A 20400-nucleotide genomic window follows, 5' to 3' on the forward strand; every position below is an offset into this window, starting at 1 on the left:
GGGTTAAAAGTTTTGACCATAAAATATTTGTTTTTTCTGAATACTTGTTCACTCTCTTCTGTAACTCATGTATAGATTTGCTCAGATTATGAAAGTTTATTCTCCTTTTTTACTCAAAAACTCTCATCAGTTTGGCTCTGATAGTATCTTACTAAGCAGGTATAGACTTTATTTCAATTTCCTGTATCAGCCTTACTTGATTACTGGCTAACCCTAACTATGTTCTCTGCTACCAAGTATATAATGGTAGTTATGTAAGAATAATGCCCCTTTTCCATAAACTATTATTACCCATATTTGCATTTTATTGTAAATTATTCAACCCAATTACTGGTCGACAAATTCAGGGGAATCGAACTCAAAAATGTGCCAGTGTGTATCTTACAATATGTACAGAATTTATTATTACTTTTTATTTCTTTGTTTTTCCATTCCTTCTTTTGCGCAAAGCAGCCAACCACTTTTCCTTTTTAAGGATCAGCAGGCACAGTTTGGCTATAAAAATGAAAGTGGCCAGATAATACTTGAAGCACGATATGAGGAGGCCTTTCCTTTTACAGACAATTATGCTTTTGTAAAAAAAAATAATGCCTGGGGATTAATCAATACAAAAGGAAAGGAAGTAATTCCTGCTTCTTATGAAGATTTAGGATGGATGCTGCCTAAAGATAAATCAGCGGTTATGGGCGGCGAAATACTAGGTTATAAACAATCTGGTAAATGGGGATTGATTTCTACTAAAAATAAAATAATAAGATCTGCTGCTTATGATATAATGCTTCCTTTTAGTGGAGATAAAATTAAAGTTGGGCAAGTCTCTGTTTCTCCTGTTGCTGATACTTTGTATGGAGTAATTGATATACAAGGCAAAGTAGTCATTCCATTGCAATATCATGCCCTTGAAACAACCCCTGTAGATGGCATATTACTAGCAGGGTCAAACAAACTGTATGCTTACGCATCTACAGAAAAAATACAGTGTACTATAAAAGCCTATGGTTTGCTGAACTGGGCTAATACGGTTATTCTACCCATTGAACATAAAGCCATTCGTACAGAAAATCAGGAATTGCAAATTACCCCTTTTAATTCCTGGAAGATAATTGGCTCACTTGATTCTGTAGCAACGTATGGGTTAGACACGTTGTATGCTATTTCTGGTCAGCATTATGCTTTTTCTATTCAGAGCAAAGTAGGAATATTAGACACTACCGGTGTACTGCATGCTAACATGGATGGTATACAGCCTGAGCATAACGGATTTATTATTTATCAAACAGCCACTAAATACGGTGTGCTTGTAGATGAAAAAGCAGTGTTGCAATCATTTCTGCCAGCCGTCTATGACCGTATCCATATTGATTCACCTGAATTCATCAGAGCGGGAACCAGGAATGAAACAGGCTGGCAATGGGAAATCCTGAAGAGACAAGGGGCAACAAAAACGAATATAACTCAGCAGCCCTACTCCTGGATAGAACCCATTACGCAACATCCTTTAATAAAAGTAGAAAACAACGGTAAGTATGGCTACATTAATCAGCAAGGAGAAGAGGTAATCCCCCTGCAATATGATTTTTTAGGTGAAGTAACAGATAGTATCTGTGTGGCTGTATATAAAGGAAAACATGGTATACTTCACCAAAATGGGAAATGGGTAATTGAACCGAAAGCAGATTATTTTGCTATGAACCAGTTTGGCTATTATATCCGGAAAATAGCAGGTAAATATGAAGTGCTTGACAATACAGGAAGAGTAAAATACACTTCTACTGAACCTATGCAGTTTGTAGCAGACGGCAGTATTGCCATTCAACAAAAAGGCAAATACGGCAGAATTAGTACTACAGGTATGCCTTGCATTCCAGCAGCTTATGACAGTATCTCACCTATGACACCCGACCATACCTTCTGGGCGTATAGTGGTAAAAATATATTTTTGTATAGCAGCAAAGGAGAAGTATTAGTTAAGCCTGGCAGTGGTATTCAGAAAATAATATATCAGCAAGAACAAGAATTTTTGCCAGCTATTATAAATGGCAGATATGGTTTCGTGGATAGTTTTGGCCGCCTTCGATTAGCAAACCGGTATGAGGATGTACGCCCGTTTGAAGGCAATCTGGCTGCTGTGAGATTGGCAGGCAAATGGGGCTTTATTACTAAGCAAGATAAACTTGTGATACAGCCTTATTACGAGGAAGTAGGGTTAATACAAGATGGAAAATTACTAGCGAAAAAGGATAATAAATATGGAATTATTGATGTCACAGGAAAAATACTAACACCCTTTTCGTTCGATAAAATTACCAGGCATTCAACGGGAGTATATTTATTCGAGCATAAAGGGAAGCAGGGCATGCTTAATAAAAGAGGGTTTGAAGTGCTCTATGCAAAATATGACCAGATACTTCCACAGCAGGACAATAAAGCTATACTAAGAACAAATAATAAATACGGATTAGCGGATGCAAAAGGAATAGTAATTATCCCGCCTTTGTTTGATATACTGGTAAAAAATCCATTTGCTGCCTCTTATATAGGATTAGAGAAAGCTACTTCTTTCACATTTCAACCGCTAAATACCAAAGTTAAAGCCACTGCAAAATAAGGGCTGATTTCAGAAAACTATTAGTAACAAATTTCTGTTAAGTAATTTTATAACAAAAAACACTTTAATTGTAAATTTTCCATTATATATATTTGGAAATTATTATTTTATTAGTAAAATTTATGAAATATTTAAGTTCATTCTATATGTACACTAGCTCACAACTACTGCTTCCGGAAGAGATCTCTTTTGTTGATTCGCACAACGGTCTTACGATTGAGAAAAAATGGTTTGAATACGGAAGATTTTTACAGCTACTCTTCGCATTTATTATTAATATATCTGCCGGGTTTGCCTTACATGAGCTTATTTATGCAAAAGCTACCGGCATATTGCTAGCCGGATTAATTGCTGTTGGAATAGTTGTTTGTACGTTGCAGATAATTGGTTTATGGATGTTATATAAGGCGATATGCGGATTTTTTAATACCACCGTAATTACTATAAATAAATCTACCATATCTATTCATTTTAAGCCACTCCCTTGGTTTGGAGCTAAAACCATTAAACGGGACGATATAGTGCAGTTCAATGTAATTGAGAAAGATTACTCAGATGCTGTACTCAACCATGTGGCATATCAGCTGCAAGTAGTGGTAAAAAACAGTGACCCGATATTCTTGCTAAAGAACCTGGATACTCCTGAACAAGCGCAATTTATTGAAGAGAAGATTGAGCAATTTTTATTTGAAAGTAAATAAAATTAACCAGATACATTTAACCTTAAACCTTTTAACGGCTGTCTGATTATCAGGCAGCTTTTTTATTTTGTAGGGATTACGAATTACGAGGGTATATAAATGTTGCCGTTTGCTGCATATTTCACTTCCCCGGTGCCAGCCATTTCACGTATTGTATCCAGCAACATCTTTTCATTTTTAGGATTTATTGCATATACGAGCTGTTGTAAACTTATTTCCTTGCCTGTTAATAGCTGCAATATTTTCTGTCGGTTTTGATGGAAATAGTCTGAATAGTCTTTTTGTTTCTTTTTTTCAAGACAGATATCACATACTCCACATTCTTTATCTGAAATCTCATCAAAGTATTCTAGCAAGAGTAAAGTCCGGCACCTGTTCTGGTGGGTAACATAGGTAATTACTGCCTGTACTTTATCTAATTCCTGTTGTTTACGAATTTGAAGATGGCGGGTCTGTAGAGGCATATCTACCGCATTAAACCGCACGGTCGTAAATGTAATTTGTGGCTTATCTTTTTGTTTATCGTAAATCAGAATATTATACCCATGCAGTGCAGTTAGCATTCTTTCCACATCCGCTATCTGAATTTGTAACTGGCGGGCAACAGCATACTCTGAAATAACCATAAAACTGGTAAATACTTCTCCTCCATACATTCGCAATAGCATTTTTATTAATACATCAAACCCGGCATTGGCCACCTGAAACTCGTAAAGCTGTTTTTTATCTATTTGGAAGTATACTTTAGAGGGACTGTAAAAAGATTCATTAAACTGGATAAATCCTTCATCTTCCAATCGTTTTAAGGCATAATAAGTATCAGAAGGAGGTAATTTATACGTGTCTGCAAAAGTATCTAATTCAAAGTCATAGCTGGAAAGGTATCCGCTGCCCACAGCTATTTGATAGTAGTTTGCCAGAGATTGATAAGTACGCCGAATAAACTCAATAGGGGGATAGGCACGCTCTACCCGTTCTTGCAGATCTGTAATGTCACTTTGGTGATACAAAGCTACGGCATATGCTTTTTTTTCATCTCGTCCGGCGCGGCCTGCTTCCTGGTAATATGCTTCCAATGTATCCGGCAAATCTATGTGAATTACGGTGCGTACATCAGGTTTATCTATGCCCATACCAAAGGCATTGGTAGCCACCATTACGCGGGTATGGTTAGTTATCCAGGCATCCTGTTTCTGGGAACGTTGCTGGTTGCTTAGCCCGGCATGATAAAAGTCGGCACTAATACCGGATTGAGTAAGCCATTCTGCCAGTTTTTGTGTCCTTTTGCGGCTACGTACATACACTACTGCTGAACCAGGTACTCGTTGTAAAATAGTATAGAGTTTTTTTTCTTTGTTTTCTTCCTTGAACGCCGAATACGATAAATTTTCCCTGGCAAAACTCTTTTGAAAAACCTGTGGTTTGCGGAAAGCCAGTTTATCTATAATATCTTTTCTAACCTCTTTGGTAGCTGTAGCTGTTAAAGCGATTACAGGTACATCTGGCAGAATTTCCCGTAACTTCACAATTTCCAGATAAGGAGGACGGAAGTCATAACCCCACTGCGATATACAATGTGCTTCGTCTACTGCCAGCAAGCCAACTTTCATGCGTTTAACCCGCTCAATAAATAGTTCCGTTTGAATACGTTCAGGAGAAATGTAGAGAAACTTGTATTGTCCAAACACACAATTATCTAAGGTAATATCTATCTCCCGGCGGGTGAGGCCGGAATACAGGGCTACTGCCGGAATATGTCTCTTCTGCAATTGTTCTACCTGATCTTTCATTAAGGCGATCAATGGAGAGATAACTATACAAATACCATCCATAGCCAATGCCGGAACTTGAAAACAAACAGATTTGCCTCCGCCGGTAGGAAGCAGCGCTAATGTATCTTGTTTCTGTAATACAGCTGAAATAATATCCTCCTGTAAAGGCCTGAAAGAATCGTAGCCCCAATATGTTTTTAAAATGTCATGGATGTGGCTCATACGGCAGTAAAGAACATACTAAAATTAACAAAAATAAGTGGTTTGACCATGATGCGCTAAAAGTGTATTAGAAACATCAAATTCTATATTAATAAAGCCCTGATATTTTATAGTTACTGATTTTTTAGTAAATCGTTGTTTGCTATAGAAATCCATTGGAATACGTATGAAACGATTTGAAAACAAAAATGTATTGGTTACAGGAGCAGGCTCAGGCATAGGCTTTGGTATATGCCGCCACTTTGCCAGCGAAGGAGCTATTGTTGCATTAAACGATAAAAATGAAGTACTGGCCAAAGAGGCGGCTACTAAGATAAACAACGAGATAGGGGAGCAGCGTGTATTCCCGTATGCGTGCGACATAGCGAATGTAGAAGAGGTACGGAAGATGGTGAAAGAATTTGCTTCTACTCATAAGGGATTGCATGTGTTGATAGCCAATGCTGGCATTACCAATTATGGAGCTTTTCTTACCTATACACCTGAAGCTTTCGACACGTTAACCAGTGTAAATATGCGGGGATCTTATTTCTCGGCTCAGGCTGCTGCATTGGCCATGATTGAATACAAAATTCCAGGTAGAATTATACTTATGTCATCAGTGACTGGTGTACAGGCGCATATTAATCTGAGTGCGTATGGCATGACCAAAGCGGCCTTACGCTTAATGGCCCGTGGGCTTGCCCTGGAACTAGGCCCCTACGGAATTACAGTAAATGCCATAGGTGCTGGGGCCACCATTACTGAACGCACGTTAACAGATGACCCAAATTATGAAAAGAACTGGAATTCTGTGGCGCCTAATGGGCGAACAGGATATGTGGAAGATGTAGCAAATACCGCTCTTTTTTTAGCCTCAACAGAAGCACGCCATATCACCGGAGATACCATAATGGTAGATGGCGGCTGGACCATCTACAGCCCGGTTCCTCAAAACCATCCGACAGCGGATAATAAATAAAAAATAAAGCCTGTTAGAACTATCATCTAACAGGCTTTATTTTGGAGAAATTAACTCAAATTAAGCTACCGCTTTCAGCGTACTGAACTTCGACTTTTCAAATTCAGTTTTTGCATAATCTCTGGTTATAACAAATTCTTTAATATCTGTTCTGGAAGGTAATTCAAACATAGCATTTGTCATAATGGCTTCGCAGATAGACCGAAGTCCACGGGCTCCCAACTTAAACAACATAGCCTGATCCACAATATAATCCAGAGCATCGGTATCGAATTCCAAGCGGATGCCTTCCATCTGGAATAATTTTTTATACTGGCGGGTAATAGCATTTTTAGGCTCTGTCAGGATTTGGCGTAAGGTGTCGCGGCTTAAAGGCTCCAGATACGTTAATACCGGCAGGCGGCCAATTAATTCAGGAATCAAACCAAAAGATTTCAAATCCTGTGCGTTAATATATTTAAGCAGGCTTTCCTGTTCGTGCGAAAAATCGTATTTGGTTTTATCTACAAACCCGATAGGACGCGTATTCACACGCTTGGCAATATGGCGGTTAATCCCATCAAAGGCTCCTCCGCAAATGAACAGGATGTTTTCTGTATTCACGGCAATCATCTTCTGATCAGGGTGTTTTCGGCCACCTTGAGGAGGCACATTTACCACAGTTCCTTCTAATAACTTCAACAGAGCCTGCTGCACGCCTTCTCCACTTACATCTCTAGTAATAGAGGGATTATCTGATTTACGGGCAATTTTATCTATCTCATCAATATAGACAATGCCTTTTTCTGCCTTTTCTACATCATAATCAGCTGCTTGTAAGAGGCGGGTTAGAATAGTTTCTACATCTTCGCCTACATAACCAGCTTCTGTAATAACAGTAGCATCAGCAATGCAAAAAGGCACCTGCAAGGTTTTAGCCATGGTACGGGCCAGATATGTTTTACCAGTACCTGTTTCGCCTACCATAATGATGTTCGATTTTTCAATGGTTACATCATCTTCGGCTTTTGGCTGCATTAATCGCTTGTAATGATTATATACAGCTACCGCCAGTACTTTTTTTGCTTCATCCTGCCCAACTACGAATTGTTCCAGGAAATTTTTCATTTCTACAGGCTTCATTAGTTGAAAACTGGCAGGAGCACTTTTATCTTTGGGCTTAGTTTCTTCAAGTAATATCTGATGACCTTGCATAATGCAACGGTCGCAAATATGTGCGTTTATGCCGGAAAGCATTAAAGTGACCTCTTTTTTACTTCTTCCGCAAAACGAACAATTGGTTTGAGCCATTTTATTGAGATTAATTTATGTACAAATTGATAATCAGAAGACTGATTTATATACTATCAGCTATGTAAGCTACTTATTTTTGTCTGCTCCATCAACCGAAAAATCTTTTATTTTTTTACACCTTCTTCCCGACTAGAAGAAAATATATTTTTTGTAGTCCAGACCTTTTTTAATTAAATAGTACAAAAAAGTAAAATTTATAGTTTCGCCATACAGCGGCAAATTCCAAAATTTTGTATAACAGTATTGTTTTCTAAGTATAAATAATAGCTTGGTAGATGTGTAAGCTAACACAGACTATTCCCGGATTGAGAATAGTCTGTATTTTTATTGATGTCTTACCAATACTTCATCAATGAGCCCATAAGCTTTTGCTTCTTCGGCTTTCATCCAGTAATCACGGTCTGAGTCTTTTTCTACCTGCTCAAATGATTTACCACTGTGCTTAGCAATAATTTCATACAACTCTCTACGCAAAATAACTATCTGCTTAGCTGTAATTTCAATATCTACTGACTGGCCTTGCGCACCGCCGGAAGGCTGGTGAATCATTACGCGTGCATGTTGCAAAGCAGAACGTTTGCCAGCAGCCCCTCCACATAATAACACAGCACCCATAGAAGCCGCTAAGCTGGTACAAATGGTAGCTACATCCGGACGGATATACTGCATGGTATCGTAAATACCTAAACCAGCATAAACCGAGCCACCGGGACTATTTATGTACAAAAGTATATCTTTCTTAGCATCAGCTGATTCCAGGAACAACAACTGTGCTACAATTATATTGGCAATATTGTCGTCAATACCCATTCCCAGAAAAATAATACGGTCGGCCATCAACCTGGAGAAAACATCAATCTCGCGGAAGTTGGTAGGCCTTTCCTCTATTACTGTACGGGTCATGTTTTCTACATGGTGAATATATCTGTCTACATTAGAACCGTTAATATTCTGGCCTTTAACGGCAAATTTTCTGAATTCATCTTTATTAAGCATACGCAGTGTGTGGTTTAATATATACAAAACTAAAAAAAAAGCCCTTTGTTAGAAGGACTTTTTTAAACTATTTCCTTGAAATGTGAATCAGGATTTGAAAGGTAAAGTTCATCAACTTTGGGTATTTCATGCCTAATTTTTTAATCAACTCTTGTAATGCTTTATAAAGTAAAGATTTTATGCTATAAAATACCTTAAAATCTTTACCTTCTATTAATGACTGTGGTCATGATCGTGGTCATGATCATGTGTATGAGCATCCAGCTTCTGGAATTCTTCTGAAGAAACTGCCCGGGTTTTTATAGGTGCCTGAGACTTTACTTGCGCTATTACTTTATCTGTAAATACCTGCTCGAAAATGTTCATGTAGTTTTTACCTTTTTCAGCTTTCAGGAAGTTATCTGCATAAGAAGTTAAGCTCTCATCTGGCAGTTCAGCCATACCCATGCTGGCAAATTGCTGGGTAATCATGTTTTTGGTTTTGTCTACCACTTCTTCATGTTCAACCTTAATGCTATTTTCTTCAGCTAGCTTATTTTTAATTAAGCTCCATTTGAGGTCTTTTACATATAAATTATATTCTTTGGAAAGGATCTCATCTGTTACATTGTTGTTAGAGGCTTTCAGCCATCTTTTCAAAAAGTCATCTGGCAATGTAATATCAGTATTATCTACCAGCTGAGTACGTATTTCATCGGATAGGCGTTTCTCGGCTCCTTGCTTGTAATTATCTTGAAGAATTTCTTTTACTTTGCCTTTGAACTCTTCTTCGGTAGTTACTTTATCCTTACCCAGCATTTTATCGAAAAAGTCTTGGTTAAGCGTGGCAGGCTCACTCCGCTCAATATCCGTTACTGTAAATTCAAAATTACCAGTCAGTTTTTCTGCTTCTTCTGTAGTAGTACCTAGTACATGAGCTGCTGTCTCTGGTTTTTCGAATGTATTCTGCACATCAAAAGTGATGGTATCCTCTTTTTTCACGCCTACAAACTGGGGCAGCGCATCTTTTTTTACCGTTACTAACGAAATAAAGGCATCTTCTTTTGCAAGCTCACCATCTACTTGTTTCAGTTTACCATACAAAAAGTCGCCTTCTGCAGAGGTTTCCGGATGGATGTGCTCGCCGTTTCTGGTCCGCAGATTATTAATTGCCTCGTCTAGTTCAGCATCACTTAATTCTACCTGGTAATCGGTGACGTCTAACTTGTCTACCGGCACTTTAAAATCCGGAACCAGGCCCACATTATAGCTGAACTCAAATTCTTTCTGGGTATCCCAGTCAATGGTCTCAGCTTTATCGGTATCTGGCAGCGGTTCGCCAACAATAGGCAGTTTATTCTCTTTGATATAATTGTTTACCGCATCCGTTAACAGTTGATTAATTTCATCCACCATTACACTTTTGCCATACATCTTCTTTATTAAAGAAGGGGGTACTTTTCCAGGTCTGAAACCTTTAATTTGCGCCTTCTTGCTGTACTCCTTCAGCTTTGATTCTACCTTTGGCTGATAATCAGCTTCCGCAAGCTTAATTTTAATGGAAGCATCGGTGTTGGTTTGTTTGTCGAGTGTAATATCCAAAGCAGTATAATTTTTGAGTGTAATTCCCTTAATTTAAAAACCCCCAGTCCCGTTTGTATGGGCAATGGGGGTTAGATTTGTGCGGATGGAGGGACTCGAACCCCCATGCCGTGAAGCGCTAGATCCTAAGTCTAGTGCGTCTACCAATTTCGCCACATCCGCGCAGCTGTTTCAAAATGAGTTGCAAATGTACAAATAAAATTTTCAAGCACAATAGATATAAAATATATTTTTTATTGTTATAAAGGTAGGTACTCATCGTTAGCAATTCATTTTTCCGGACAATAACCGATGAACGCAAATAATTATTGAACCTACTCAAGCTTTCTGATTGTGAGGGGATAATTGCTTAGATAAAACGTCTTGAAAAGCTTAAATCTGTATGCAAACTTTGATTTTATTTACTTTTAAGCTATCTTAATAAAACATTAATTGATAAGCCCACACCGGGCTTTATCTTTTTCCAATACAATACAGACATCTTACATGGAAACGGTAGACCTCGAATTGGAAAGAAAGGAAATTCTGAGAAGATATCGCAGATTACTCAAAGTAGCCAAACCTTTTCTAAAAGATAATGATGCCAAGCTGATAAAAAAAGCTTTTAATACATCTCTGGAAGCACATAAAGAGATGCGGCGAAAGTCGGGTGAACCCTATATTTATCATCCGCTGGCAGTAGCCCAAATTTGTGTAGAAGAAATCGGGTTGGGAACAACCTCCATTGTGTCGGCCCTCTTACACGATGTAGTAGAAGATACCGAACTGGAAATTGAGGATATTGACCGGGATTTTGGCCCCAAAGTCGCTAAAATTATAGATGGCCTTACTAAAATATCTGGTGTATTTGAGTATGGCACCTCTCAGCAGGCAGAGAATTTCCGAAAAATGCTGCTTACCCTTTCAGACGATGTACGGGTAATTCTGATCAAGATTGCGGATAGGCTGCATAACATGCGTACACTGGAAAGCATGTCGCGCAACCAGCAGTTGAAGATTTCTTCTGAAACCATTTATATTTATGCACCTCTGGCACATAGGCTAGGGCTTTACTCTATTAAATCGGAACTGGAAGATTTATATCTTAAGTATACAGAAGGAGATATTTATAAACAGATTGCTGAAAAGCTGCGCGAAACAAAAGCTGCCAGGGAAAAATTTATTAAGGACTTTATTGCTCCATTAGAGAAAGAATTAACAGACCATAGCTTTGATTTTGTTATTAAAGGCCGGCCGAAGTCTATTTATTCCATCTGGAATAAGATGAAGAAGCAAAAAATCCCTTTTGAGGAAGTTTACGACCTTTTTGCCATCCGGATTATACTCAATACCAGGCTCGAACATGAAAAAGCAGCTTGTTGGCAGGTATATTCTATTGTTACTGACTTTTATAAACCAAATCCGGACCGGTTACGCGACTGGATAAGTACGCCTAGAGCGAATGGGTATGAATCGTTGCATACTACGGTTATGAGCAAAACCGGCCAGTGGGTAGAAGTACAAATTCGTACCGAACGTATGGATGAGATTGCTGAAAAAGGATATGCCGCCCATTGGAAATACAAAGACAATGGAGCACAGGAATCTGCCGTGGAAGTGTGGATACGCCGCGTACGCGAGATGCTGGAACAAGATAACAGTTCTGCCATTGAGTTTGTAGACGACTTCCGCACAAACCTCTTTAATGAAGAAGTATTTGTGTTTACGCCGAAGGGTGAACTTAAAATATTACCTCACGGAGCTACTGCCCTGGATTTTGCTTTTGACATTCATACAGAAATAGGTTCGCATTGTTTAGGAGCCAAAGTGAATCAGAAACTGGTACCGCTGAGTTATATTTTAAACAATGGCGACCAGATAGAAATTCTCACATCCAGCAAGCAAAAACCCAGTGAAGACTGGCTCCGGTTTGTAGTAAGCTCCAAAGCCCGTTCTAAAATTAAAGAATACCTGCGGGAAGATAAAAAGAAGCTTACCGCCCAGGGCAAAGAAATGGTGGAACGGAAGCTACGGCAATTGCATATCGATTTAAATAACATTACTACTAACCAGCTCCGGGCATACTTTAACTGTAAAACTCCAATAGAGCTTTTTTATAAAGTAGGCAAAGGATTCGTAGACGTTAATGAAATAAATAAGTTTAAGAACCTGCGTCAGGAGAAATCTAACGGGAAATCGGAGGAAATATCAGATGCTAAAACATTTGAAAACCAGATTAAGAAAGTCCGTGGGGTAGAGTCAGATATGTTGCTGATCGGGGAAGATATGGACCGGATTGATTATATCCTGGCTAAATGTTGTAATCCTATTCCCGGCGATGATGTGTTTGGTTTTGTAACCGTAAATGAAGGCATAAAAATCCACCGGACTAGTTGCCCTAACGCCGTAGAATTAATGTCTAATTATGGCTACCGCATTATCAAAGCCAAATGGACGTCCCAAAAAGAAATCGCTTTTCTGGCAGGACTACGCATAACAGGAACAGATCGAGTGGGGTTGGTAAACGATTTGACTAAAATTATTTCCAACGAGCTGAAGGTAAATATGCGTTCTATCACAATTGATACAAACGATGGAATATTTGAGGGCTATATTATGTTATTTGTACATGATACTAAACATCTGGAAATACTGATGAAAAAACTCAGTAAAGTAGCTGGCATTGTGAACGTAACCCGCTTCGACTCTCAAACCACTGCCTGATGCACTATGTCAGGAATGCCTGCGGAAAAAGCGGGCAAAATATATTACCAATCCTAGTAGTTTTTAATACATTTGCCGTTGAAATATTATGCCATTGAATACAAGAAATTTCGAAGAAGTTAAAAAAATATTTACTGCTTACCTGGAAAGCAAAGAGTTACGGAAAACACCCGAACGTTTTGCCATCCTGGAGGAAATTTATACACGTGATGGACACTTTGATGTAGAGTCGCTGTATATCAGTATGAAAAATAAAAATTACCGGGTGAGCCGGGCTACTGTTTATAATACCCTGGATATTCTGGTAGACTGCGACTTGGTAAGCAAACATCAGTTTGGAAAAAATCTGGCTCAATACGAAAAGTCATTCGGCTATAAACAGCACGACCATCTTATTTGTACAGAATGCCATAAGGTTATGGAGTTTTGCGATCCCCGTGTACAAAATATTCAGAACATGGTAGGTAATCTGCTTAATTTTAAAGTACTGCATCATTCACTTATTTTTTACGGAAGTTGTACCAACGATCATTGTGAAAATAAAAAACAACTAGTTACGCAATGACCTATACCACAGAGATTACAGAAAATGTGCTCCGGCTGAGTCTTTCAGGAGATTTAACTGGGGCTTATGACATGCAGGAATTATTAGCAGCCGCCGATAAAATTATTGGCCAAGGGGTATTGCTTTGTGTGGTAGATATTTCGCAGGTACGCTATTTCAGCAGTACTGGCATTAACCTGCTTACTACCTTGCTTGCAAAATTCAGGACCCGAGGTGGTGAACTTGTATTAACCCGGCCATCAGAACAAGTAAAAAAATTATTGATTGTCACTAAACTCACTTCTATTTTCAGTATCGTAGAAGATCAGGCGGAGGGAATTACCAAACTAAAAAGTGAGCCTGAGGAATAAGCTAAAGTCAGGAGCAGGTGAGAATGAAGGCGCATAAAACGGAATGTGTTATTAAAAGCATGAATAATTATATTACTACCTGTAGTTCATTCTACATATAATTTCGTGCGCAGAAAGAATGAAGTATCATCTACTATTTAGCAGGATGTTTCAATTTGGTTTTACATCAGTTGCCTCTTTCTTATAGCCTTCAACAGTAAAAAGTATGATTCTCCCAGGTTTTTTCAAGGGTATAGCATAAAGTATTTATTATTAATTCTTATAATCACTATTATTTAAGATGGGCGTAGACGTATTATTAGGCTTACAGTGGGGCGACGAAGGAAAAGGGAAAATTGTAGATTTTCTGGCACCAAAATACAAAGTGGTAGCCCGTTTTCAGGGTGGCCCCAATGCAGGACATACACTTGAGTTTGATGGAAATAAGCATGTACTGCACCAGATTCCATCCGGCATATTCCGGCAAGAGATCCGGAATATTATAGGCAATGGCGTAGTATTAGATCCTATCATCTTCCGCAAGGAGATTGAAGCATTAACTAAGTACAAAGTAGATTTATCTAAAAACCTGTTTATCTCTAAAAAAGCCTCCATTATCATTCCAACACACCGGTTGCTGGATGCTGCATATGAACAGGCAAAAGGCGAAAAGAAAATCGGATCTACGTTAAAAGGTATTGGCCCCACCTATCAGGATAAAGTTGCCCGGCACGGGTTACGGGTAGGAGATATTCTGGCAACTAATTTTACAGAAAGGTATACCGCTTTGTTAGAAAGGCATTTATCCATCTTGGATGCCCATCAGTTTAGCTACGATCTGGCTCCCTTAGAAAAAGATTTCTTTGAAGCAGTAGAATTCATGAATCAATTTAACCTGGTAGATAGTGAATATCTGATTAATGAAGCTATTGAAACACAAGAAACGATACTGGCGGAAGGGGCACAAGGCTCTTTACTAGATATAGACTTTGGCTCGTATCCCTTTGTTACCAGCTCTAATACCATGACGGCTGGCGCCTGTACTGGGTTAGGCGTGGCACCCCGTCATATTGGAGAAGTATTAGGCATTTTTAAAGCGTATTGCACACGGGTTGGTAGCGGCCCTTTTCCTACAGAATTGCTAAATGAGGAAGGAGAAATACTTCGTCGGGAAGGCAAAGAGTTTGGCTCCACTACCGGCCGTCCACGCAGGTGCGGCTGGCTGGATTTGCCTGCACTTAAATATGCAATTATGATCAATGGCGTTACGCAGTTGATTATGATGAAGGTAGATGTATTAAATTCTTTTGATACCATTAAAATCTGTACCCATTACCGGCTGAAAAATGGAGAATTAACCGAACATTTCCCATACGATCTGCTGGATGAGGAAGTGGAACCAGTATATAAAGAATTTAAAGGCTGGAAAACTTCTCTGCAAAATGCAACTACTTTTGATCTTTTGCCTTCAGAATTAACGGAATATATCGCATTTATTGAAGATTCTTTAAACTTGCCTATCACCCTGCTCTCTGTAAGTCCAGACAGGACAGCTACTTTACAGCGGGAAGCTGTTTTAAGGTAGTACATATTCTTATAATGCAGTAAAATACTGTAAAAGGCTGCTTTTAGCAGCCTTTTACAGTATTTTACTGCAACTAATTATTGCTAGAAATTTTAATAACTACCTTGATAAAATATACGCGAAAAAATAGTTGATTGATCATTCGTAAGTAATGGCATTAATTACGAATGATCTCTAGAAAAATATATCATTTATAAGATTTTTATATGATTATAGAATTCATAGCTAATATTTCCCGAAGAGTGTTTATATATATAGAGAAATTTGTTAACAAACCAACTTGGATCCTACAATTTGCTTTGTTATGTACTTTTTTGTGTGTCTGTTTTTCTTTTCCACCGCATAATCTCAGAAGTGCTATTAACCCATATTGGAAAGCTTTAAATGAACAAATAATAAGTCCTTTAAAAATAAATGAAACTACATATAAAGATCCTGCCGATAATATAGCAAAACGTGCCTTTAGACTAACAATGCCTGTTTTGGGCCATATTTTTGGATTAAAAGTTATCCATTTAATTATTATCCAACAGATTTGTGGAGTGTTTTTTTTTATTGTCTTGGCAAGGTTATTTCAAAAAATTACGAACGACCGGGTAACAGCTTTTCTTTTAGTAGCAGGCATTAGCTTTATATATGTTGGCAAAGCCTGCTTTTGGGATATTAAATATGTTTGGTTTGATGGTATTGCGTATTTCCTTTTGACATTAGCCATAATGTATTCCCATCAGTCACTTATTGTTTTATTCACCTTGGCAGCTTGTTTTTTAGATGAACGAGCGGTGATAGCAAGTTTTTTTGTATACTTTTGGTGGAAGATGAAGGAACAAGGTATAGAAAACTTCAATTTTAAATCAGTATTTTCTCTTGGTAAATCATCAACAGCTGTTTTGTATGCATGGGCAGCATATTTTTTACTTAGATTCTATCTAGGACAAAAGTATGGCTTATCTACACCTATAGGGAGTAATGCGCACGTTGGATTATATTCCCTAAAAATAAACTCTTCGTTTATTGCTGCTGCAATATTTACACCTATTGAATTTTTTTGGATTTTACTTTTATTTGCTTTAATAATATTGAATAAGCTAAAATTTTATTTTCAATTGTTTTTATTTCTTGTTGGTATCTGTGCAGTTACAGCCGTAGCATTAAGTGTGGGAGATGTAACCAGAAGCCTATGCTATATTTTTCCTTCATTTTTTGTCGCATTATTTATACTTCAAAAAGTAGAGAAAACAGTTACTTTAAGATATATCGCTTTATTTATTGCTTTATTTAATTTTATAATAGGAAGTTATTTTGTTCTAAATCAGATACAACCAATTGCTCCTTCATTTAAATTTTTTTACATTTTAAATGAAGGAGCATTTTGAACTTGACTATACAATTTCAAATACTATTGCCCATAACATTCTTGTTACTCAGCCGCAAGGATACTCCTCATTATTTAGCAATAACCTTTTGTTCTGGCAACTTATTAAATTTCTTTTTGTAATAATTCACCCAGATAGATATTCCTATGCCCCCCAGGATAGTTGGCCATAACCAGCGGACTACAGGCGGCAGAAAATGAAAATTTACGGCGGAAAAAGCAGAAAGAGTAGCAATATAACTACCCAACATACCATTCATGTGGTCAAACCACCAGTTCATTTTAGTAGTAGAAGGCCAATAAAGTTTATGGAGCTGGCTTATAGAAAAACGCAGGCCTACTAATCCGAAAGCAATAGCAATAATCCCGAATGCTGTATCCGCAGTGCTTAATGCCGTGTACAACCCCCAGCCGATTAACAACAGGTAAACCAGTAATGAAGCGCCAGCAATACTTTTATCAATTAAAATACTCTGATAAACATTCTTTGCTTTTCTGGCCGCAGAAGCTCGGTATCCCGATACAGACAAATGCAAACTGAATACAGCAACCAGAAACAAAAATATATTTGGGTTATAGATAGATATAGGAATGGCCGTGAAAGCTACCACAACCATGCTCCAGAAAAATATCCTGCCCCAGAATACATGCACAGAACTCCCTTTTCTGGCAACCATTGCTACAGGAGCCACAAAAAATGCCGTAATGCCCGCCGCAATATGTAAGTAACGGACAGCTATATAAATATTTTCCATTGTACAGATGATGTATTTTGAATACTCTTCCTATACCAAAATAAGCCTTGCTTACAGGATGCACAACACACTGCCGATGAAGCATACAATACTGCCCTTGAAGCAGATAAAGATCCTGGTAAAGCGGAAACCCAGAAATCGGGAGATTTTTTAGTATAGCCTATCAAACAATTTCGAATAAAATAGCTCAAAACACTACATTCGTTATACCTGGGTTTCATTTATACATAAGGGCCTTTCCATAAACTTTAAATTGTGCAATCAAGTAACAGATTTTTTCATATTCTGATTTTTTAAGCTTTTTGAAGAAAATTCCTGATCTATGTCGAAAGAGAATGCAGTAACTACAGCAAAGATTTACCTGATTCCGGGTTCTATTGCTTTTTTAGCCATTGTCAATTATCTGTGCAATCGGCAGACAACAACTTATATAGATGAACTGTTATTGTTCCTGTTTTCAGCGCTGGCTATGCTAGCATATATTTTCATTCAGTACACTTTTCTTAAAGCCCTTAATCAAGTAGCAGAAAAAGCCCTTTTAATTGCCCAAGGTGATGTAGAACAAAGAATAGAAGAAGTATCTCTTCCTCAACTGGCCCAGATAGGTACCGTTATAAACAGCCTGGCTATAAACAACGAAAATGCTACTGAGTTTATAAAAAGTATAAAGGAAGGCAACTTGGAGGCTGAATATAATACTTCGGCAACAGAGAAAAATGGACGTAAAGATGTTCTGGCCACTACACTCACCGACCTACGCGACCATTTGAAAAATATCGCTAACCAGGAACAAGAAAGAAACTGGGCTACCGAAGGGTTAGCCAAATTTGTATATATTCTGCGTGCAAACAATGAAGAGATCACAACACTCGGCGACCAAATTATCACTAGTCTGGTAAAGTACGTAAATGCTAACCAGGGAGGCTTATTTGTGGTTAACGAAGAAGACGGACAACTTCCCCAGCTGGAACTGGTTTCTTGCCATGCCTACAACCGTAAAAAATACATAGAGAAAACCATTCAACCAGGGCAGGGGCTCATAGGCCAAGCCTACCTGGAAAAAGATACTATTTATATAACCGAAGTACCGGAAGACTATGTACACATTACTTCTGGCCTGGGGCTGGCAAACCCTAAAAGTATCCTGATTGTGCCGCTAAAAGTAAACGACCAAGTGTTAGGCGTTGTAGAACTGGCTTCTTTCCAAAAATTTCAGAAATACCAAATTGAGTTTATTGAGAAATTAGGTGAGAGTATCGCTTCTACTATTTCCAATGCAAAAGTAAACGAACGCACCAAAAAACTGCTGGAAGAATCGCAGCAGCAATCTGAGCAGATGCGGGCACAGGAAGAAGAAATGCGTCAGAATATGGAAGAACTTCATGCAACCCAGGAAGATTTACAACGCAAAAATTCAGAACGCCAGCAGGCCGAAAACGAATTGACAAAAGCCAGAAACTACCTGCACAGTATTATTAATAAAATCAGTAGCCCAATTCTGGTGAAAGACCGTCAGCATCGCTTAATCCTGGTGAATGATGCTTTCTGCGCTTTTGCTGGAATGAAACGCGAACAACTAGTGAATAAAGCCGACCATGATTTGTTCCCTAAAGAGCAGGCCGATATTTTCTATGAAAAAGATGAGGTAGTGTTTAATTCCGGAGAAGAAAATGTTAATATAGAATCTAATACAGATAGCAGCGGTATAGAGCGGACGGTACTTACCCGGAAAACAACCTTTACTGATGAGTCTGGTGAAGTGTACCTGGTAGCTACCATTACAGACATTACAGATAAAAAACAAACAGAAGAAGCGCTGAACCGGGAACGGCAAACGCTGGAAGCCATTATGCTAGCATTTCCTGAAGCTAGTAATTTCAAAAAAGAATAAAAGCAGAAACTATGCTATAGCAACCCCAGTGAGGAATGCCCTGTAATAAGTATTTTATTACAGGGCATTTTCATGACTATAGCTTTATAGTTATGTTAATTTTGTTTCGAGTTTATGAACTATCCGCTGCTCTTTTAAAGTAGTAGATAATTTGCGGAAACCCTTTTTGGAGATAAATACCAGATACTCCTCTTGCTGTACAACTTCATCCGACAACTCCTTCAGTTGTCCCATTAGGTTGGCCTTGGATATGTATTCCTGCCTTACAAACACTTTATATAACATAGCTTCACAATTAATGTCTGCACTCTCTGCTCCGAAAGGGATTAAAAAATTTCAATAAATTAATAAAAAATTTCACTTTATTCCTACAGATTTAAAAAAATTATCTTCTGCATTTATCCGCAGCGTTCAATTATTCTACTTGGCGCCTCATCAACAACCGAAGATTCTCACATTAATGAATTATTTAGTAACTAGCAGAAAATTTGTTTTTTGTCTTCTACGTAGCCAGCTGCCTGTAGTGAACACGGTAGTTATAGCCAAGCTTTACGTATATGCGTTAAACTGATAGATACGAAGGGGTTTTTAAGCAACAACTTACGCAAGCTTCAGAAATAAGTTGGCCTTTTGGCTTCGTTAACCGAATGTTTTGTATAGCCTTTTAAACTAATTATTCTCATGAAACGATCAGAAATAAAATTCACTGTAGAATTAGACGATAAAAACATACCGGAGAAAATATTCTGGGATGCTACCGATAATCCGAACGAAGGACTGGAAGAAACAAAAGCCATCACTATATCCTTATGGGATCATTTTCATTTCAATACCTTAAAAATTGATCTGTGGACGAAAGACATGCCGGTAGGAGATATGAAGCGGTTTTATATCGAAACCATTGCTGGTATGGCCGATGCGCTTCGCACAGCCACAGGAGACGAGAAAATGACAGAGGAAATTCACACGGTTTGCCGTAAATTATTCAAACACCTGGAAGAAGAAATAAAGAAGGAGCAAGAGAAGCTATAAAGCTTGTATAAGTTATGCACAAAACCCTATA

General features: G+C 38.2%; 16 protein-coding genes and 1 tRNA gene. 10 read left to right on the top strand and 7 right to left on the bottom strand.

Going from position 1 to position 20400, the window contains the following annotated elements; translation table 11 throughout:
- Window positions 1-388 precede the first annotated feature (388 nt).
- Window positions 389-2608: a WG repeat-containing protein gene (locus Q0590_RS08005; RefSeq protein ID WP_302036991.1), complete on the top strand. Its 2220-nt coding sequence runs from the start codon at window positions 389-391 to the stop codon at window positions 2606-2608.
- A 146-nt stretch (window positions 2609-2754) separates the two neighbouring features.
- Complete coding sequence (locus Q0590_RS08010) at window positions 2755-3309, top strand: hypothetical protein (RefSeq protein WP_302036992.1); 555 nt, start codon at window positions 2755-2757, stop codon at window positions 3307-3309.
- A gap of 83 nt (window positions 3310-3392) precedes the next feature.
- On the opposite strand, the gene Q0590_RS08015 is transcribed toward Q0590_RS08010, so the two are convergent.
- Entirely contained in the window at window positions 3393-5303 is a 1911-nt protein-coding gene (locus Q0590_RS08015; protein ID WP_302036993.1) for a RecQ family ATP-dependent DNA helicase, read from the bottom strand.
- A 166-nt stretch (window positions 5304-5469) separates the two neighbouring features.
- Here Q0590_RS08015 and Q0590_RS08020 point away from each other — a divergent pair, with 166 nt between their 5' ends.
- Window positions 5470-6264, top strand: a complete 795-nt coding sequence (locus Q0590_RS08020) for an SDR family NAD(P)-dependent oxidoreductase (protein ID WP_302036994.1) — start codon at window positions 5470-5472, stop codon at window positions 6262-6264.
- A gap of 60 nt (window positions 6265-6324) precedes the next feature.
- Here Q0590_RS08020 and clpX read toward each other — a convergent pair whose 3' ends face one another.
- The 4 genes from clpX to Q0590_RS08040 all read right to left on the bottom strand — a co-directional run bounded on the left by clpX (window position 6325) and on the right by Q0590_RS08040 (window position 10296).
- Window positions 6325-7554: an ATP-dependent Clp protease ATP-binding subunit ClpX gene (gene clpX, locus Q0590_RS08025; RefSeq protein WP_302036995.1), complete on the bottom strand. Its 1230-nt coding sequence runs from the start codon at window positions 7552-7554 to the stop codon at window positions 6325-6327.
- A 327-nt stretch (window positions 7555-7881) separates the two neighbouring features.
- Window positions 7882-8553, bottom strand: a complete 672-nt coding sequence (locus Q0590_RS08030) for a ClpP family protease (RefSeq protein WP_302036996.1) — start codon at window positions 8551-8553, stop codon at window positions 7882-7884.
- Window positions 8554-8766: 213 nt separating this feature from the next.
- On the bottom strand, window positions 8767-10134 hold the full coding sequence (gene tig, locus Q0590_RS08035) for a trigger factor (RefSeq protein WP_302036997.1): 1368 nt from the start codon (window positions 10132-10134) through the stop codon (window positions 8767-8769).
- Window positions 10135-10214: 80 nt separating this feature from the next.
- Window positions 10215-10296: transfer RNA gene (locus Q0590_RS08040), tRNA-Leu, on the bottom strand.
- Between the two features lie 324 nt (window positions 10297-10620).
- Between Q0590_RS08040 and Q0590_RS08045 the strand changes: the two genes are divergently transcribed.
- The 5 genes from Q0590_RS08045 (at window position 10621) to Q0590_RS08065 (ending at window position 16692) form a co-directional block, all read left to right on the top strand.
- Window positions 10621-12837 (top strand): RelA/SpoT family protein, encoded by a 2217-nt coding sequence (locus Q0590_RS08045; protein WP_302036998.1) that lies wholly within the window; start codon window positions 10621-10623, stop codon window positions 12835-12837.
- Between the two features lie 88 nt (window positions 12838-12925).
- The gene (locus Q0590_RS08050; protein ID WP_302036999.1) at window positions 12926-13402 is read left to right on the top strand and encodes a Fur family transcriptional regulator; all 477 of its coding nucleotides are present in this window, start codon (window positions 12926-12928) and stop codon (window positions 13400-13402) included.
- Complete coding sequence (locus Q0590_RS08055) at window positions 13399-13752, top strand: STAS domain-containing protein (RefSeq protein WP_302037000.1); 354 nt, start codon at window positions 13399-13401, stop codon at window positions 13750-13752. Before Q0590_RS08050 ends, Q0590_RS08055 begins: the two co-directional genes overlap by 4 nt.
- 280 nt (window positions 13753-14032) lie before the next feature.
- Complete coding sequence (locus tag Q0590_RS08060) at window positions 14033-15316, top strand: adenylosuccinate synthase (protein ID WP_302037001.1); 1284 nt, start codon at window positions 14033-14035, stop codon at window positions 15314-15316.
- 206 nt (window positions 15317-15522) lie between these two features.
- The gene (locus Q0590_RS08065) at window positions 15523-16692 is read left to right on the top strand and encodes a hypothetical protein (protein ID WP_302037002.1); all 1170 of its coding nucleotides are present in this window, start codon (window positions 15523-15525) and stop codon (window positions 16690-16692) included.
- Between the two features lie 70 nt (window positions 16693-16762).
- Here the strand turns inward: Q0590_RS08065 and Q0590_RS08070 are convergent, their stop codons facing one another.
- Complete coding sequence (locus Q0590_RS08070; RefSeq protein ID WP_302037003.1) at window positions 16763-17446, bottom strand: DUF2306 domain-containing protein; 684 nt, start codon at window positions 17444-17446, stop codon at window positions 16763-16765.
- A gap of 322 nt (window positions 17447-17768) precedes the next feature.
- On the opposite strand from Q0590_RS08070, the gene Q0590_RS08075 reads away from it, so the two are divergent.
- Complete coding sequence (locus tag Q0590_RS08075) at window positions 17769-19337, top strand: GAF domain-containing protein (protein ID WP_302037004.1); 1569 nt, start codon at window positions 17769-17771, stop codon at window positions 19335-19337.
- Window positions 19338-19427: 90 nt separating this feature from the next.
- On the opposite strand, the gene Q0590_RS08080 is transcribed toward Q0590_RS08075, so the two are convergent.
- Window positions 19428-19571 carry a hypothetical protein gene (locus tag Q0590_RS08080; RefSeq protein WP_302037005.1) on the bottom strand — a complete coding sequence of 48 codons (144 nt, stop codon included), beginning with the start codon at window positions 19569-19571 and terminating at the stop codon, window positions 19428-19430.
- A gap of 447 nt (window positions 19572-20018) precedes the next feature.
- Between Q0590_RS08080 and gldC the strand changes: the two genes are divergently transcribed.
- On the top strand, window positions 20019-20369 hold the full coding sequence (gene gldC, locus Q0590_RS08085) for a gliding motility protein GldC (RefSeq protein ID WP_302037006.1): 351 nt from the start codon (window positions 20019-20021) through the stop codon (window positions 20367-20369).
- The last annotated feature ends 31 nt before the right edge of the window (window positions 20370-20400 follow it).

Origin of the sequence: Rhodocytophaga aerolata (assembly GCF_030503435.1) — a bacterium.
In the GTDB taxonomy this organism is placed as follows: domain Bacteria; phylum Bacteroidota; class Bacteroidia; order Cytophagales; family 172606-1; genus Rhodocytophaga; species Rhodocytophaga aerolata.

Excerpts from the sequence above, each read along its gene's own strand:
- Q0590_RS08005 (WP_302036991.1), top strand. The coding sequence starts at position 389 with ATGTACAGAATTTATTATTACTTTTTATTTCTTTGTTTTTCCATTCCT.
- Q0590_RS08010 (WP_302036992.1), top strand. The coding sequence starts at position 2,755 with ATGTACACTAGCTCACAACTACTGCTTCCGGAAGAGATCTCTTTTGTT.
- Q0590_RS08015 (WP_302036993.1), bottom strand. The coding sequence starts at position 5,303 with ATGAGCCACATCCATGACATTTTAAAAACATATTGGGGCTACGATTCT.
- Q0590_RS08020 (WP_302036994.1), top strand. The coding sequence starts at position 5,470 with ATGAAACGATTTGAAAACAAAAATGTATTGGTTACAGGAGCAGGCTCA.
- clpX (WP_302036995.1), bottom strand. The coding sequence starts at position 7,554 with ATGGCTCAAACCAATTGTTCGTTTTGCGGAAGAAGTAAAAAAGAGGTC.
- Q0590_RS08030 (WP_302036996.1), bottom strand. The coding sequence starts at position 8,553 with ATGCTTAATAAAGATGAATTCAGAAAATTTGCCGTTAAAGGCCAGAAT.
- Q0590_RS08045 (WP_302036998.1), top strand. The coding sequence starts at position 10,621 with ATGGAAACGGTAGACCTCGAATTGGAAAGAAAGGAAATTCTGAGAAGA.
- Q0590_RS08050 (WP_302036999.1), top strand. The coding sequence starts at position 12,926 with ATGCCATTGAATACAAGAAATTTCGAAGAAGTTAAAAAAATATTTACT.
- Q0590_RS08055 (WP_302037000.1), top strand. The coding sequence starts at position 13,399 with ATGACCTATACCACAGAGATTACAGAAAATGTGCTCCGGCTGAGTCTT.
- Q0590_RS08060 (WP_302037001.1), top strand. The coding sequence starts at position 14,033 with ATGGGCGTAGACGTATTATTAGGCTTACAGTGGGGCGACGAAGGAAAA.
- Q0590_RS08065 (WP_302037002.1), top strand. The coding sequence starts at position 15,523 with ATGATTATAGAATTCATAGCTAATATTTCCCGAAGAGTGTTTATATAT.
- Q0590_RS08070 (WP_302037003.1), bottom strand. The coding sequence starts at position 17,446 with ATGGAAAATATTTATATAGCTGTCCGTTACTTACATATTGCGGCGGGC.
- Q0590_RS08075 (WP_302037004.1), top strand. The coding sequence starts at position 17,769 with ATGTCGAAAGAGAATGCAGTAACTACAGCAAAGATTTACCTGATTCCG.
- Q0590_RS08080 (WP_302037005.1), bottom strand. The coding sequence starts at position 19,571 with ATGGGACAACTGAAGGAGTTGTCGGATGAAGTTGTACAGCAAGAGGAG.
- gldC (WP_302037006.1), top strand. The coding sequence starts at position 20,019 with ATGAAACGATCAGAAATAAAATTCACTGTAGAATTAGACGATAAAAAC.